This is a genomic window from Ruegeria sp. D4 (assembly GCF_056534475.1).
Window position 1 is genome coordinate 1 of record NZ_JBQFPJ010000002.1, and the last position, 15,882, is coordinate 15,882.

Consider the following 15,882-nt stretch of genomic DNA (forward strand, 5'->3'; position numbering starts at 1 on the left):
CAACTTCTCCTTCAACTCGCAGCCACTCGTGCTCTTCAGAATAATACGTCGACATTCCTGTTCTCTCCTGACTTCAACGCTTGTAGTTTTGCAAAACAAACGGCAACGACACAATCTCAGATGGCTGAGGCGCAAACGTTGTTTTTGGCAGCAGTTGTATACCAGGATATACAACCAACAATTCCCCTTTAGGAAACTTTTCTCCGTCAGGCAACGGATTTGCCCGAAGGCAGCGCGTTGACTGCATGTTCAAGAACATGCAGCCCCGCGATCAGATCATGTTCGGACGTATCTTCTGAGAAGTCATGACTAATCCCGTTGATCGACGGCACGAACAGCATAGCAACCGGCATCAGGCGGGACACATTGGTTGCATCATGCAACGCGCCGGACGGCATGGAGCGCCAGCGGGATGGGGCAATTCTTTCCGCCCCCTGTTCCAGCGCCGCGCGGAGTTCCCGATCCATCGCCACGGGCTCCAGCCCCAGCAACGGCCCGTAGGTCACCGACATGTTCATCTGATCGGCGACCTCTTGCGCGGTCGTGCGGATGATCTGCTCCATCCGTTCCAGCCGGTCAGATGTACCGTCGCGCCATTGCATCGAGAAACGCGCAAGCCCCGGCACGATGGACGAGGCGTTGGGATGCAGATCGACATGGCCAATCGTCCAGACCGTTTCGGGCGCAACCACATTCCGGAACCGGTCGTTGATCAGCGAATTGAACAGGGACACTGCCTGAAACGCATCCCGACGCAGATGCATCGGTGTAGTGCCCGCATGATTCTGCTGTCCTTCAAAGGTGATTTTCATGTCGCGGATGCCAACGATGTCGGTCACGACACCGATCTGATCCCCGCTGGTGTCCAGCGCGGGTCCCTGTTCGATATGCATCTCGAGAAACCCGGTGAACTGATCGGGATCGACGAAGTCCTGAGCCAGACCACTCATCAAGGCACGGGCCTCGGAAAATGCCGTGCCTTCATGATCGGTGAGAGCATCCGCTGCGGACAAAGGCAGCGTTCCCGACCACACGGCAGACCCGGTGGTCACGCCAAACCGCCCTTCTTCATCTTGAAAGCTGACGACCGAAATCGCGCGATCCGTTGCGCGCGCCACTTCAAGTGCCGCGATGACGCCCAGCGCACCATCCAGCCAACCACCTTCTGGCTGGCTGTCGGAATGCGACCCCATCAGCAGCGACGGACCGGCGGCCAACCCAAACAGGTTTCCGACCGGATCGAAATGCGGGCGCAGTCCGGCGTCTTCCATCCGACCGGCCAGCCAGCGGCGCGCCGCGATATCCGCGTCGGAATAGGCGGGCCTTACCACGCCCTTCCCAACACCCGCCGCCCCAAATGAACGCAATTTGTGCAGATCGGCCAGAAACCGGTTTTCATCGACAGCCATGATTGCCCCCTTTGTGCCGATCAACCTTATGGGCTGCGCCTTGACCTGCAAGTCTTCCGCTGCATCGGATCCGCGATTTTTCACTCCGGGCGGGTGCAACACCTCTGGCCCCGGCAATGAAGCTGTCTTAAGACATGACGCCAAGAGGAACCACCATGTCACATATTACACTGGTTCGTCACGGACAGGCCAACACCTCTGCGCGTGATGAAAAAGACTATGACAAGCTCAGCGAGCTGGGCCATCAGCAGGCGCGGTGGCTTGGGGGGTACCTCAAGGATACGCATACGCATCACACGCGGGCGTATTGTGGCACCCTGACCCGGCATGTGGAGACCGCTGCCAGTATGGGTCTCCTCAACCCGGTGCGCGACGCGCGGCTGAACGAGATTGAATATTTCACAATCGCAAAGCTGTTCGAGGAACAGCATGGCGTGGCCGTCCCAATCGACCGGGAAGGTTTTGTCGAACACCTGCCCCGAACCTTTGCGGCCTGGGCAAGCGGCGATATCCGCAACACACCAGAGACCTTCGCTGAATTCGAAGCCCGGGTTTCGGCGGCATTGCGGGATATCGGAACCGAGGGTGGCCCGGCCATCGTTGTCACCTCGGGCGGACTGATTTCCATGGTCGTGCGGCAGGCGATGGGGCTGGACATACCTTCCATGGCTCGCGTGGCTCTTGCCATCATGAACACGTCCATGCATCGTCTGCATCCGATCGGCCCGCAGCTCAGTACGGTTCTGTTCAATGCCGTGCCACATCTGGAAGCGCCCGACCGGCAGTTTGCCCAGACCCATCTGTAAGGAAACCGGAGGCCATCTGATGCAACTCTACTACGCGCCCCGCACCATATCGGTCGCCGTCGCCATCGCGCTGGAGGAAGCGGGTTTGGAATACGAGGCCATACGTCTGGATTTTGCAGAAGCCGAGCAGACCAAACCGGCCTACAAGCAGATCAACCCCAAAGGACGCGTGCCGGCATTGGCCGTTGACGGCGGCATTCTGACCGAAACAGGCGCGCTGCTGGACTACATCGCTGCCAAAGCGCCCGAAGCCGGGCTGGTGCCTGACGACCCGATCATGGCGGCCCGTATGCGCGAAGTGATGTACTATCTGGCCTCAACGATGCATGTGAACCACGCGCACAAGCTGCGCGGGCCACGTTGGGCAGACAAGAAAGCCAGCTGGAAGGATATGAAGGACAAGGTACCGCAGACGATGACCGCGTCCTGCGACTATATCTCGTCGAACGGTCTGCGCGGACCATTTGTGCTGGGCGAGGCGTTCTCGGTGGCTGATGCATATCTTTTTGTCGTCTGCAGCTGGCTTGAGGGCGACGGCGTGGACGTCTCGGCCTTTTCCAAGATTGTCGCCTTCCGCGAGGCGATGGAAGCACGCGCATCGGTTCAGGCGGTGCGCGCCACCGGAATGCTCTGACAAAAGGACAACGAATGACACATCTCTGGGTCCGGGCAGAACAGCGCCCGAACGAAGAACGGGTCGGCCTGACCCCCGAAGGCGCCGCCGCGCTGCTTGCCGCAGGCATCCGCGTGACGGTCGAGGAAAGCCATGTCCGTGCGATCCCGATCGACGGCTACAAGGACGCCGGGTGTGAGATCGCGGCCGAGAATTCATGGCCCGACGCCCCGCGGGACGCGATCATCTTCGGCCTCAAGGAACTGCCCGAGGATGGCACGCTCCTGCGGCATCGACACATCATGTTCGGCCACGCCTTTAAGGGCCAGCATTCTGGCCGCGCGCTGCTGGAGCGGTTCAAGACCGGTGGCGGCACGCTTTATGACCTGGAATACCTGGTCGACGAAAACGACCGCCGGGTTGCGGCTTTCGGGTACTGGGCCGGGTACGCAGGCGCGGCGGTGACGCTGAAGACGTGGGCCGCACAGCAGCGCAATGAGGTATGTCCGCCCGTGGGTGTTTATCCCAGCAAAGATGCGCTGAACGCGGAGCTTCTGGCCGAACTGGACGCGACCGGCACCGACCGCCCCCGCGCCATTGTCATCGGTGCCTTGGGCCGCGTTGGCACAGGCGCGGCTGATCTGTGCGAAGCCATGGGCGTTACTGTTACCAAATGGGACATGGCCGAAACCGCCAGCGGCGGGCCCTTTCCGGAAATTCTCGACCATGACCTGTTCCTGAACTGCATCTTCGCCCGCCCCGGTACGCCCGTCTTCGTCCCGCGTGAGGCATTGACCGCAACTCGCAAGCTGACCGCCATCGGTGACGTGGCTTGCGACCCGGACAGCGACTACAACCCGGTTCCGGTCTATGACCGGGCCACCACCTGGGACGTCCCCGCCCTGCGCGTAGCAAGTGATCCGGTGATGGATGTAATGGCCATCGACAACCTGCCGTCGATGCTGCCGGTTGAAAGTTCCGAAGACTACGCGGCGCAACTGCTGCCCTCTCTGCTGACCCTGACCGATCTGGAAAGTGGTGTTTGGGGCCGGGCAGAAGCAACTTACAAAACACATATCGAAGGGATCTGAGCGATGACGATTCACTGGTGTGGCACCGGCCTATCGGCCATTCCCGGCCTGCGCCGCCTGTTCGAGGGCGGGCACAAGATCACTGTCTGGAACCGGACCATCGAAAAAGCCAAAGCCGAGGTCGGAGACCTGACGGATGACATCCGCGCTTTCGACATCGACGCAATTGGTGCGGTACTGGAAAAGGGCGACGTGATCGTGTCCATGCTGCCGGGCGACTGGCATGTGCCGCTGGCGGAGCTGGCGATTTCGAAAGGGGCGAATTTTGTCTCGTCGTCTTATATCGCGCCCGAAATGCGCGCGCTGGACGGAAAGGCACGCGAGGCCGGCGTGGTACTGGTCAACGAGGTCGGACTGGACCCGGGTATCGACCACCTGATGGCACATGCACTGGTCGATGAGTACCGCGCATCGGACGCGTTCGATCCGCAGAACCACCTGAGCTTCATCTCGTATTGCGGCGGTATCCCGAAGAACCCCAACCCGTTCCGGTACAAGTTCAGTTGGTCGCCGTTGGGTGTGCTCAAGGCGCTGCGCTCGCCCTCGAAATCGATCCGCGATTACGCCCCGCTGGATGTCGCCCGTCCATGGGATGCGATCAGCAGCTATATCGCGCCGCTGCCAGCGCCGGAAAGCTTTGAGGTTTACCCGAACCGCGACTCGATCCCGTTCATGGCGCAGTATCATTTCGAGGATCACTGGCCGGTCAAGGAATTCGTCCGCGGTACTCTGCGTCTGAACGGCTGGGCGGATGCCTGGTCGGACGTGTTCCGCGAAATCGAAACCCTGACCGGACCGGAAGGCGATGCGCGGCTGAAAGAGATGTCCGATCAGTTCTGGGAAGAAAACGCCTATGACGACGGCGAACCCGACCGCGTGGTTCTGTGCGTCGGCCTGAAGGCCGAAAAAGACGGGGCCGAGGTCTGGCACAAAACCTACGTCATGGACGCCTGGGGCGATGAACGCGGCACTGCCATGGCCCGTCTGGTATCGATCCCGGTCTCATTGGCCGTCGAAGCCGTCCTGAACCGCGCCATTCCCGCTGGCGTTCATGCGGCGCCCAGCGATCCCAAGCTGGTGGCGGCGTGGATGGGCGAAATCGACACGCTGGCGCAACATTTGCAGATTGTGGATCACACAAGCTGAGCTTTTTCTCAGCGCGCAAGAAGACAGCCGCATCGGCGTGACGATGCGGCTGTTACGACATACCGCTTTCAGATGTAAAGCTGGATCGTTTCATCAAGGTCAGACCGATTGATTCCAAGCTCGGACAGCTGGTTATCGGACAGACGATTCAGCTCCTGAGCGGCCCGCACAATATCAGACCGAACAGCACGGATTTGCATGGCCCGGTCAAAAAGCAGCAATGCGCTGGCAATGGGGCGCTCCTGGTGTACTCCAATAGTATCTAACATCGTTTTGTTCCTTGAATTGCAGACAAAGATCGGTCCGTGTCGGGACGAACCAGCCTAGCGACGCAGTTCCACCGGCGACTGACCATAGACGCTTTGATAGGCGGATCGTGCGATCCGATGGCGCGGGATGCCAATGTCGTCCAATTGTCGGTCAGTCATTTTTTCCAGCGTTTGCATCGACTCAGCGACCTGCCGGCGACGCGCAAACTCATCCCTGAGCGCGCGGCATTCTGAACTCAGACCGGCAAAGAAGCTGCGCTGCGGTCTGGCTGTGTGTACATGTGCCATCGCCTTCTCCTTCTCATCCGAACAACGTTTCTGGTCACAGTTCTGATAAAGGAGCGGAGTGTTAACGATGCCAAAACACCGGATTAATCCGAATTAATGTTCGGCTTGCGGGTGTTCGAAATCCAAAGTTAGGATCAGACGACTCTGGCCCTGTTCGATGGTTCAGGCCAATGGAGCCTACATCAGGTCATTCTCGACATCCTCGGCCGAAATCCCCAGCGCATCCAGCCCGTTTTCCAGGTGATCCGACAAGTGCGGCGTGCCGATCAGGTAGTCGGCGCAGGGGGTCGAGGCCTCGGACTTTGCGGTTGCGATGGCTTCGGCCAGATCTTCGGCAAAAAAGCTCTCGCGGCCGATCCACATGATCGCCACCAGCTCGGCCTGCTCGTCTTCGCTCATGCGGTCGACGAAAGCGCGCAGCTCTGCTTCGGCACGCCCAAGTTCGCGCCCCATCATTGCCACCTGGGCAACCTTTCTGGCCGAAATTTCCAGCATGTCCCATCTCCTTATGTTCGCGGGTTTCAGGCTATCACAATCACGACGCAACGGCCGCGTCTTTGATCTTACGCAAACGTCGCCTAGTCTGAGGGAATCTTACATGCGGGGGCGCGACACCGGTTGCTCTGGCACCGGTGCGGTTCGAAAGGGTCGGAACGTGGCCTTCTTGATCCACAGCTTCAAAGCCTGCCACAGGATCAGGGCAAATCCCCGGCGCGCCCCAAAGGGGCGACGGACAAGCGCCGTCAGGATAGAGCGGTTGGTTAACGGTGCCCGCAACCCGGTCAGGGTTGCCACCAATCCGCCATCCTTCCGGGAATAGTCGATCATGACGCCAACTCGGTCCGGTCGGAAGTCAAACCGGAAGCTGTACGTCCCTTCAATCTTCTGAAACGGAGAAACATGCATCTTCTTGTCCGCCACTATTCGATCTTCGGGCTGGATCGGCGACAGGTCGGGCTTGTGGCAAACATAGCTGTGACGCGTGCCATAGGTATTGGTCACTTCGGCGATCACTGCGAAAAGTTGCGCGTCGGGGTCAAGGCAAAGCCAGAAGCTGACCGGGTTGAACACGTGCCCTAGTACGCGCGGTTGCGTCAGCAGCAAGATTCGAGACGGCGAGGGCAAGCCCATCTCCTCAAGCCTGCTGCGCAGCCAGTTCACGCCCTGCCCTTCACCTGGGCTGCCACCATGATCGCGGTCGCGCCAGTTCATCAGGTTGGCACGCCGAAACGAGAACAGATATGGTGTTTTCGGCAGGTTTTCGGGGTCGAACAGAATGAAATCGACCGAATACCGAAACGCGTTCTCAATCGCACCTTTCCGGCTGTGATAGGTGTGTCCCGCGATATGGTCGATTTTGTTCATGCGGCTACGGGTTCCTGTCAGTCTGCCAATAATACAGTGTCTGCAAACTTAATGCGCTGATTTCAGTTTTGTTACGGCCAGATAGGCAAATCGGATCAAAAAATGCAGGGCTAAATGATCCGGCTTTGGCGCTGCCACGTAATGTGGTTATGTTTACCGAGATCGACACCGCGACGCTCGACGATCCTGCGCCCCCAAGTGGCGCGGGCCAGCCTTGGGTCGCAAAGAAACGCATCAAGGGTAAACAATTGAACGGAACGCAAAAGAAGTGCGGTGTCAGGTCCGAATGGGTTGATCACGTCAAGCGCATCCGTGACACGCAGGATCAGGCGGCTTTTGCCGAGCTGTTCCGGCATTTTGCACCACGTATCAAGGCGTTCCTGATCAAGTCCGGTGCCGATGGCACCACCGCTGAAGAATGCGCGCAGGAGGTGATGGCAACGTTGTGGCACAAGGCGCATCTGTTCGATCCGACCCGCGCCACTGTGGCAACCTGGGTGTTCACGATTGCAAGGAACAAGCGGATCGACATCCTGCGCAAACAACGCCGCCCCGAACCCGAGGATCTGGGCTGGGGACCCGAAGCCGAACCAGATCAAACCGAGGTTGTTGCCCTGCAACAGGAAACCGACCAATTGCGGATTGCGATGAAGGCTCTGCCCGAAGCGCAGCGCCAACTGATCGAAAAAGCGTATTTCGGCGATCTGAGTCACCGCGAAATCGCGTCGGAAACCGGATTGCCGCTGGGAACAATCAAATCACGAATTAGACTGGCGCTGGATCGCCTGCGCCATGCGATGAACTGAGAAAACGATGACAGAAGCAATTAAACATCACCTGACCGACGACCTGCTGATGGCCTATGCAGCAGGTACGCTGCCCGAAGCATTCGATCTGATGGTCGCGACACATTTGTCACTGTGCGACCGCTGCCGGGCTGCGGCTGAAAGCTACAACATCATTGGTGGTGAGCTTTTGCAGGATCAGGCCGAGATGTCCGCAATGGGCGAGGATTCGCTGGCGGCGACCATGGCCTTGATTTCCCAGGGCGCGCCGACGCCCAAGCCCGCACGGCCAGCCTGTTCCGTTCTGCCCGCGCCCTTGCAGGATTACGTCGGTGGCGATGTGAACGCGATCCGCTGGAGGCCGATTGGCATGGGCGTCAAGCAAGCGATCCTGCCGACGACACGCGAGTCGACGGCCCGGTTGCTGTTTATCCCTGCAGGGTCTGCCGTACCGGATCACAGCCACCATGGAACAGAACTGACCATGGTGTTGCAGGGCGCGTTTTCGGATGAGGTCGACAACTTTGCGCGTGGTGATGTCGAAATCGCCGATCAGGACCTGCATCACATGCCGGTGGCCGACATCTCGGCCGACTGCATCTGTCTGGCGGTGACGGACGCGCCCCTGAAATTCACCAAACTGATGCCGCGCCTGTTCCAGCCATTCCTGCGCATCTGACCCGCGCGATCAGGCCTCGGTTTTGCCCAAGGGCACAACGTTGGCGTGATCGTCCGGGGACAGTTCCTCAAAATCGAAATTGTCCAGCCGTTGTGCCCGGCGTCCCGCCTTTTCAGCGCTGATCTTGATGTCCGAGATGTCTTTGGCGGCCTGCCCGAAATGCCGGTCCAGATTGGCCACGCGATCGCCCAGCCTTTCGACATCCTTGTGCAGCATCCCCAACTCCCGGCGGATCGCGCCAGCCTGTTCGCGCATCCGGGCGTCCTTGAGGATCGCGCGCATCGTGTTCAGCGTTGCCATGCAGGTCGTGGGTGAAACGATCCAGACACGTGCCGCGAACCCTTCGCGGACCACTTCGGGCAGGCGCGCGTGCAATTCGGCATAGATGGCTTCGGACGGAACAAACATAAGCGCACCGTCGGCTGTTTCACCGTCCAGAATGTACTTCTCGGATATAGTCCTGATGTGCACCTTAACCGCCGCACCAAAGGCCTTCAGGCATCTGTCCACTTCGGCCCGAGTCTGAGCAGCGGCCAGCGCTTCGAAATCTTCCAGCGGAAACTTTGCGTCAATCACGATGGGGCCGGGCGGGTTGGGCAGGTGGATCAGGCAATCCGCCCGTTTGCCGTTCGAAAGGGTGGCCTGCAACGAATAGCTGTCGGTCGGCAGCGCCTTGGACACGATGTCGTTCAGCTGGATTTCCCCAAACATCCCGCGCCGCTGTTTGTTGGAAAGAATATCCTGCAAGGACAGCACATCCCCTGACAATTTGGTGATGTTGTCCTGCGCCTTGTCGATGGCGGCCAGCCTTTCCTGCAATTGGGTCAGCGAGGTCGCGGTCTGTTTCGACGACCCGTGCAGCGATTCCTTCATCCGTTCCTGCATCTCGGCCAGGGCGCGGGCCGATTTCATCGCGTTGTCCGCCAGCCGGTCGTTCATCTGCTGCTGGACCGAAGACAGGCGCGCCTCGACCGTCTGGATCACCTGAACCTGCGCATTGGCCTGCGTGTCCGACACGTGCTGCAGCCCGCCACGCAGCTGCTCCTGCCCTTGCCCCAACTGCTGCACATGCTGGCCCAGATGCGCCATCTGCCGCGCCAGCGGTTCCGCCATCCGGGCTGAGCGGTTGGCCGCCCGCAGCGACAGGAACAATAGCAGCAAGATCAGCGCAACCACTCCACCCACGATCAGAATCAATGGGTCGTTCAACGCGTATTGTGTACCTGCAATCTCGATCATGCTGCCTCGGATGTTCTTGTTTTATTCCCCTTAGCCTGTCTTGGGCGCAGGATCAACTGCGCCCGAACAGGCGTTCGATATCGCTCAGCTTCAATTCGACATAGGTGGGTCGACCGTGGTTGCACTGGCCGGAATGTGGAGTGGCCTCCATCTCGCGCAGCAGAGCATTCATTTCTTCGGCCCGCATCCGACGGCCTGACCGGACGGAACCATGGCAGGCCACCCGGCTGAGGATCGCCTCGATCCGCGCCTGTACCTTTTGGCTTTCGCCCTGATCGGTCAGCTCATCCAGGATATCCAGGATCATCGCCCCGGCATCGACCTCACCCAGAATGGCCGGGGTTTCGCGAATGGCGATTGCGCCGCCTCCAAAGGGTTCGATCATCAGGCCGAGGCGGGACAGATCTTCGGCCACCGCCATCAGACGCGAACAATCCCCTTCGGACATTTCAACGATTTCGGGGATCAGCAAGGCCTGCGCGGCAACGCCATTTGCGGCCATCTGGTTTTTCAGCTTTTCATAGACCAGCCGTTCATGCGCAGCGTGCTGATCAACGATCACCATGCCATCGGCGGTCTGGGCAATGATGTAATTCTCATGCACCTGCCCGCGCGCCGCACCCAGCGGCAGGTCCTGTGCAGGCGGTTCTTCCACCATCGCAATCGCAGACGCCAAAGGCGTCGCGTCAACGATGCTGCCGCTGTAGTCGTTTGCCAGTTCGGCAAAGCCCGGAGCCTGCGCCCGGTAGGCTGCCTGACGCGCGGCTGGTGAAGGCCGGTCCATCTGGTAGACCCGCGCCGGCGCCGGTTGCGCAGGTTCCGGCCGCATCGCACCCAAAGTGGCATTGGCCACGGTCGAGGACGCCCGGTGCCCGGCATCAGCCAGCGCATGACGCAAGGCGGACACGATCAACCCGCGCGCCAGACCCGGGTCGCGGAACCGCACTTCGGATTTGGCGGGATGGACGTTCACATCCACCAGCGCCGGATCACAATCGATGAACAGGGCTGCTGCCGGATGGCGGTCTCGGCTGAGGAAATCGAAATAGGCTGCCCGCAACGCGCCGGTCAGCATCTTGTCGCGAACGGGTCGCCCGTTCACGAACAGGTACTGCGCCACCGCTGCCCCCCGGGAATAGGTCGGCAACGCGGCGTAACCGTAAAGCCGGATGCCCTCGCGCGTGGCATCGATCTGCAACGCGTTCTCGGCAAACTCGCGCCCGATCACGCGGGCCAGACGGGCGTGCAGGGCGTCAAACAGATCGCCGTTCTCGCGGTCGGCGCGGAAGGTCACACGCCCCTCTCCCCCGCCCGAGACGTCGCGCAGGACGAAAGTGATCGAGGGCTCGGCCATGGCCAGACGTTTGACCGTGTCGTTGATCGCCTGTGCCTCGGCCCGGTCGGTGCGCATGAACTTCAGGCGCGCGGGTGTGGCAAAGAACAAGTCGCGCAATTCGACCACGGTGCCTGCGCGCAGAGCCGCCAGTTTAACCGGCTCTATCTTCCCGCCCGACACATGGACCTGTGCCGCATCCGCCCCTGGCACGCGGCTTGTGATGGTCAGGCGGCCAACGGCACCTAACGACGGCAGCGCCTCACCCCGGAAGCCGAAGGTGTGGATGTTCAGCAGATCCGTCCCATCGATCTTTGACGTCGCATGGCGGGACAAGGCCAGCGGCAAATCCTCGGGCGCGATGCCGCAGCCATCGTCTGTGACTCGAATCAGCGTCTTGCCGCCATCGGCGATATCTATGGCGATCCGCGTCGCCCCCGCATCAATGGCGTTTTCGACCAGTTCCTTAACCGCCGAGGCAGGGCGCTCCACCACTTCACCCGCAGCGATACGATTAATCGCCGCGTCGTCAAGTTGACGGATTTTGGGGCGATTTTCGCCGATATTGGGGTATGCCTGCGCCATACCACCAGACCTAGCACAATCACGAGCGATTCTGCCACCGGTTTGAAACCTGTATTTCGGGATACGAGGGGGCGTTCGGACAATTGCATCGCGCCGGTCTGATAGCGGCATCATGATCACAATTGCCCGAACGTTCTTTGGTGAGTGGTGGTCGTTCGAAGTTCAATTGGCCCGTCCCTAGCACGGGACCTGATGAATTTCGCGTTAACTCTGAATGCGCATTCACTTGGGCAGGTTTTGGCCGAGACGTTGCGTCAACGGTTGGCGGGAAAGCGCCGCTTCAGGCAGACGCAGGCGCCCCGGCGCGGGTCCGGCACGGGCCGAATACGGCGGCCAACGCCAGTATCAGACCCGACATGGTCGCAATCATCCCTGCCGCACTGACCGCATCCGCACCGCCCAGCCACAGTGGCCCGTACCCGGCCAGTATGTAGCCGGAAACGGCGGACAAAACAGCAAACAGAACACTCCATGCGATCTGGGTTTCCAGCCGGTTTGTCATCATCCGCGCCGCGGCAGGCGGGCAGATGAACATCGCGATCACGATGATTGACCCTACCGCGTCAAACGCCGCAACCGCTGCGACCGCCGCCACGATCACAAGCGCCATACCCAAGGCACCCGTTCTTATGCCCATCGTGCGCGCGAACCCTTCGTCGAAGGTCGAGATCTTAAGCGGTCGCCAGAACAGCCAGGTGAACAGAACTACACCGGCCAGCGTCAGGGCGATGCGCGGCAGTTCCGGCGGCAGGCCCGCCAGCGCCGTAGCGTCCAGCAGCGAGGCCCAGCCCGTAGCGTCCAGCCAGATCAGGCTTTCCAGGTTGCCGTAAAGCGCATGCTCAACGTCCAGATGCACGGTCGAGGTGTCGGTCTGTTCCAGCAACAGCACACCAGCGGCGAACATGGTGGTGAAGACCACGCCCATCGCTGCGCCAGGCTCGATCTGACCAAGACGCCGTATCGCCTCGATCATCACCACGGCGACAACCGCAGCACCCGCTGCACCCAGCATCATCGGCCAGGTCGAAATCGCTCCGGTCAGCAGAAAGGCAACAACGATGCCGGGCAGCACGACATGGCTGATGGCATCCCCGATCAGCGCCTGCTTGCGCAGCACAAGAAAGTTGCCGGGCAGGGCGCATGCAATCGCCGCAAACGTTCCGATCAGCAATGGCGTCAGGGACAGCGGGACGAATTCTTCACCGCTCATGGCATGACCTCCTGCGGGCCACCGATGCGGCGGTCGATTTCAGTGATCTGATCGCGGGTCAGAACAGATTCGATGTCGCGCAACCCGTCATAAAGTGCCGCCGTTGCCTCATGCGCCTGATCGGCGCGCACGATCTCCCACCGTTTTTCATCGCGCAGGGCTTTGGCGGCGCGCGCCTTGCCCGCCTCAGTCGCCACGCCATCGGCACGCACAAGGCCGGCCCGGCGCAACAACCGCAAGGTCAACGGCTCGTATATCTTCTGCCCCTGCGCCATCGCCAGCAAGCCCTGACGGATATGAACGCGACGCTGGAACCTCAGGTGGCGCAAAATCGCGGCCAGAACGCCGCGAACCGGCGCAAAAAGCAGCGACAGGGCAAAAAAGCCAAAGCTGACCAGCACGATGATCGGCCCTGTCGGCAGATTGGGGGCCGATGCTGAAATCCCAGCACCCAGATACCCAGCCATCCCACCGGTCAACCCGGCCAGCAGGACGACCCGGTCCGACCGGTCGGACCAGAACCGCGCAGTCACGGGCGGGATGATCAGCAGGGCGACGATCAGGATCAGCCCAACGATTTTCAGGCCCACAACCGTGACGGCCATGACCAGCCCCATCATGGCCAGATCGACCCGGTGCACCGGCACGCCTCGGGCGGCCGCGTATTCCGGGTCAAAGGCCACTATCATCATGGGGCGGCGTATAATCATCACCAGCAGCAGCGTAACCGCCCCGCCCATGGCGATGATCAGTGCGTCAGCCCAAAGCATCCCTGCGGTCGAGCCCAGCAGGAACCCCTCCAACCCGGCCTGACGGCCTACACCCATGGTCTGGATCACGGTCAGCAGCACGATCCCCATCCCGAAGAACACGGACAGGACGGCGCCGATGGCGGCATCCTCGGCCAGACGGGTGTGCCGCGTCAGCCAGTTCATGCACAGCAGACCCACCCATGCAGACACAGCGGAGCCCGCCAGCAGGCCAATCAGGTTGCGCCCGTCGCCGCCCAGCGCAACCAGCACCATGAAGGCCAGGCACACGCCCGGAAGGGTCGCATGGCTGATCGCATCGCTTACCAACGCGCGTTTGCGCAGAAACAAGAAGGTTCCAGCCACACCGGCGGACACACCCAGCAAGCTGGCACCGATGGCGACCAGCGTGGCGTTATAGCCAAGCTGCAGGGTCAGGGCGTCCCAAAGCATGATTTACCCCAGCGCGCGCGAAATCTGGTCGATCTGGGCGGTTGCCAGGCGACCTCCATAGGCGGATTGCAGGGTTTCGGCCGTAAAGGCCTGCGCCACGGTGCCTTCGGCAACCTTACGGGTGTTGATCAGGAAGACATGGTCGAAATAGTCGGTGACGGTGGCCAGATCATGATGCACGACCACGACAGTCTTGCCGGCTTCTTTCAGTGATTTCAGAACCGCGATGATAGCTTTTTCGGTAGCTGCGTCGACACCGGCAAAGGGTTCGTCCAGAAGATACAGATCGGCATCCTGCGCCAGCGCGCGGGCCAGAAACACACGTTGCTGCTGCCCGCCGGACAATTGGCCGATCTGACGATCGGCGAAATCGCGCATCCCGACGCGGTGCAGGCAGTCCATCGCCCGCGACATATGCCGCGCACGTACGCGGCCCAGCAGCCCAAGTTCGCGCGACAGCCCCATCAGCACCACATCAATCACGCGGGTCGGGAAATCCCAATCCACGCTGGCGCGCTGCGGTACATAGGCAATACGAGCGCGCTGTTTCTCAAGCGGCTGACCATAGACCGTGACTTGCCCCGACAAAGGCGACACGATCCCCAGAGCTGCCTTGAGAAGGGTCGACTTACCAGCGCCGTTTGGCCCGATAATCGCCGTCATCGCCCCCGGTTGGACCGTCATGTCCACCGAAAACACCGCCGGTTTCTGACCATAGGAAACGGTCAGTCCGCGAATGGCCAGCGGGCTGTTTCCGGCGCTTTGGTCGGTCACTGAAACACCCTGATTTGCGGCCAGTTCAAGCATTGCCTCAGAACCCCGCCGACAATTTGCCGTTCATGCCGCGTGCAGGCACATCGGCCCCAAGCGCCCCGGCAATAACCGTGATGTTGTGATCCAGCATGCCGATATAGGTACCCTCATACGTGCCCGGTTCGCCCATGGCATCTGAATACAGCTCGCCACCAACGCCCACTTCATGGCCTTTCGCTGCGGCGCCTTCGATCAATGCACGCATCGAGCGGTCGGAGACCGAGCTTTCCACGAAAACTGCGGTCAATTGCTTCTCGACCAGCGCATCCACCAGCTCTCCGATCCGGTTCAGACCGGCCTCGGACTGGGTCGAGATGCCTTGTATACCCATCACTTCATAGCCGTACTCGGCCCCGAAATAGCCAAAGGCATCATGCGCGGTGACAAGTACACGGTTGTTTTCCGGGACAGACGCCAGGGCCTGACCGGCATAGGCTTCGAGCTGTTCGAGTTCGGCCAGATGCGCCTGTGCGTTGGCGGCAAAGATGCCCGCTGCTTCGGGGCGCGCCTCGGTCAGCGCCTCCTGTACTTTGGCCACGACATCACGCCACAGGGCCGGGCTCATCCACACATGCGGGTCGTATTTGTCGGCATAATCGTCATGCGCCCGCAGCTTGGATTTGTCGACTCCTTCAGCAACGGCAACGACGGTGCGCTTGCGGCCAAGGTCATGAAAGAAATCTTCCATTTGCGCTTCAAGGTACAGACCGTGCCATAGAATAAGATCGGCGCGGGTCATCGCAACGATGTCGCTGCGTGTCTGGCGATATGCATGCGGGTCGACGCCGGGGCCCATGAGGCCCTTAACCTCGACCTGATCACCCCCGACCTGACGGGCGGCATCGGCAATCATGCCGGTAGTGGCGACCACCTTCAGCGGCGCTTCGGCCAAGGCGGACAAAGGCAGAATGGCGACCACGGCCAGTACTGCAAGAAAGCTGCGACGAATCATATTCAGCCCCAAAATGGCATCCTCTTGAGAATGAATATGCGAACCATTCGCAACTAAGTCAATGCTATTGCGAATTACTCGCAAGAAAACGCCTGTT

The 15,882-nt window shown here is 60.5% G+C and carries 18 protein-coding genes; 7 read left to right on the top strand and 11 right to left on the bottom strand.

Translation table 11 applies throughout. The features are described 5' to 3' along the window. Positions 1-192 (top strand): hypothetical protein (locus ACR0MI_RS03950; RefSeq protein WP_480441028.1); only part of this gene is annotated, 192 nt, incomplete at its 5' end. Positions 193-206: 14 nt separating this feature from the next. On the opposite strand, the gene ACR0MI_RS03955 is transcribed toward ACR0MI_RS03950, so the two are convergent. Continuing rightward, positions 207-1,409 carry a Zn-dependent hydrolase gene (locus ACR0MI_RS03955; protein ID WP_170613133.1) on the bottom strand — a complete coding sequence of 401 codons (1,203 nt, stop codon included), beginning with the start codon at positions 1,407-1,409 and terminating at the stop codon, positions 207-209. A gap of 155 nt (positions 1,410-1,564) precedes the next feature. On the opposite strand from ACR0MI_RS03955, the gene ACR0MI_RS03960 reads away from it, so the two are divergent. Genes ACR0MI_RS03960 through ACR0MI_RS03975 form a run of 4 tightly spaced genes read left to right on the top strand, consistent with a single transcriptional unit; the run spans position 1,565 to position 5,065 of the window. Next, positions 1,565-2,215 (top strand): histidine phosphatase family protein, encoded by a 651-nt coding sequence (locus tag ACR0MI_RS03960; RefSeq protein ID WP_170613131.1) that lies wholly within the window; start codon positions 1,565-1,567, stop codon positions 2,213-2,215. Positions 2,216-2,234: 19 nt separating this feature from the next. Next, positions 2,235-2,849 (top strand): glutathione S-transferase family protein, encoded by a 615-nt coding sequence (locus ACR0MI_RS03965; RefSeq protein WP_170613129.1) that lies wholly within the window; start codon positions 2,235-2,237, stop codon positions 2,847-2,849. A gap of 14 nt (positions 2,850-2,863) precedes the next feature. Further along, positions 2,864-3,919 (top strand): saccharopine dehydrogenase, encoded by a 1,056-nt coding sequence (locus ACR0MI_RS03970; RefSeq protein WP_170613127.1) that lies wholly within the window; start codon positions 2,864-2,866, stop codon positions 3,917-3,919. 3 nt (positions 3,920-3,922) lie between these two features. Further along, on the top strand, positions 3,923-5,065 hold the full coding sequence (locus ACR0MI_RS03975) for a saccharopine dehydrogenase C-terminal domain-containing protein (protein WP_170619091.1): 1,143 nt from the start codon (positions 3,923-3,925) through the stop codon (positions 5,063-5,065). Positions 5,066-5,133: 68 nt separating this feature from the next. Here ACR0MI_RS03975 and ACR0MI_RS03980 read toward each other — a convergent pair whose 3' ends face one another. From ACR0MI_RS03980 to ACR0MI_RS03995, 4 genes are all read right to left on the bottom strand, one after another. Further along, a complete protein-coding gene (locus ACR0MI_RS03980; RefSeq protein WP_170613123.1) occupies positions 5,134-5,334 on the bottom strand; it encodes a DUF1127 domain-containing protein in 201 nt (66 codons plus the stop codon). 54 nt (positions 5,335-5,388) lie between these two features. Beyond that, positions 5,389-5,622: a YjiS-like domain-containing protein gene (locus ACR0MI_RS03985; protein ID WP_170613121.1), complete on the bottom strand. Its 234-nt coding sequence runs from the start codon at positions 5,620-5,622 to the stop codon at positions 5,389-5,391. Between the two features lie 177 nt (positions 5,623-5,799). Then, entirely contained in the window at positions 5,800-6,117 is a 318-nt protein-coding gene (locus ACR0MI_RS03990) for a DUF3775 domain-containing protein (RefSeq protein ID WP_170613119.1), read from the bottom strand. A 99-nt stretch (positions 6,118-6,216) separates the two neighbouring features. After that, positions 6,217-6,987 carry a DUF1365 domain-containing protein gene (locus tag ACR0MI_RS03995; protein WP_170613117.1) on the bottom strand — a complete coding sequence of 257 codons (771 nt, stop codon included), beginning with the start codon at positions 6,985-6,987 and terminating at the stop codon, positions 6,217-6,219. 149 nt (positions 6,988-7,136) lie between these two features. On the opposite strand from ACR0MI_RS03995, the gene ACR0MI_RS04000 reads away from it, so the two are divergent. Together ACR0MI_RS04000 and ACR0MI_RS04005 are read left to right on the top strand one after the other, a co-directional pair. Then, positions 7,137-7,793, top strand: a complete 657-nt coding sequence (locus ACR0MI_RS04000) for a sigma-70 family RNA polymerase sigma factor (RefSeq protein WP_170613167.1) — start codon at positions 7,137-7,139, stop codon at positions 7,791-7,793. A gap of 7 nt (positions 7,794-7,800) precedes the next feature. Continuing rightward, positions 7,801-8,451, top strand: a complete 651-nt coding sequence (locus ACR0MI_RS04005) for a ChrR family anti-sigma-E factor (RefSeq protein WP_170613116.1) — start codon at positions 7,801-7,803, stop codon at positions 8,449-8,451. Between the two features lie 9 nt (positions 8,452-8,460). Here the strand turns inward: ACR0MI_RS04005 and ACR0MI_RS04010 are convergent, their stop codons facing one another. From ACR0MI_RS04010 to ACR0MI_RS04035, 6 genes are all read right to left on the bottom strand, one after another. After that, positions 8,461-9,690 carry a DNA recombination protein RmuC gene (locus ACR0MI_RS04010; protein WP_170613113.1) on the bottom strand — a complete coding sequence of 410 codons (1,230 nt, stop codon included), beginning with the start codon at positions 9,688-9,690 and terminating at the stop codon, positions 8,461-8,463. A gap of 52 nt (positions 9,691-9,742) precedes the next feature. Then, positions 9,743-11,608, bottom strand: a complete 1,866-nt coding sequence (mutL, locus tag ACR0MI_RS04015; protein ID WP_170613111.1) for a DNA mismatch repair endonuclease MutL — start codon at positions 11,606-11,608, stop codon at positions 9,743-9,745. A 280-nt stretch (positions 11,609-11,888) separates the two neighbouring features. Next, complete coding sequence (locus ACR0MI_RS04020; RefSeq protein WP_170613109.1) at positions 11,889-12,818, bottom strand: metal ABC transporter permease; 930 nt, start codon at positions 12,816-12,818, stop codon at positions 11,889-11,891. Next, positions 12,815-14,020 carry a metal ABC transporter permease gene (locus ACR0MI_RS04025; protein WP_170613107.1) on the bottom strand — a complete coding sequence of 402 codons (1,206 nt, stop codon included), beginning with the start codon at positions 14,018-14,020 and terminating at the stop codon, positions 12,815-12,817. Before ACR0MI_RS04025 ends, ACR0MI_RS04020 begins: the two co-directional genes overlap by 4 nt. A 3-nt stretch (positions 14,021-14,023) precedes the next feature. Continuing rightward, entirely contained in the window at positions 14,024-14,827 is an 804-nt protein-coding gene (locus ACR0MI_RS04030; RefSeq protein WP_170613105.1) for a metal ABC transporter ATP-binding protein, read from the bottom strand. 4 nt (positions 14,828-14,831) lie between these two features. After that, complete coding sequence (locus tag ACR0MI_RS04035; protein WP_170613103.1) at positions 14,832-15,785, bottom strand: metal ABC transporter solute-binding protein, Zn/Mn family; 954 nt, start codon at positions 15,783-15,785, stop codon at positions 14,832-14,834. Between the last annotated feature and the right edge of the window lie 97 nt (positions 15,786-15,882).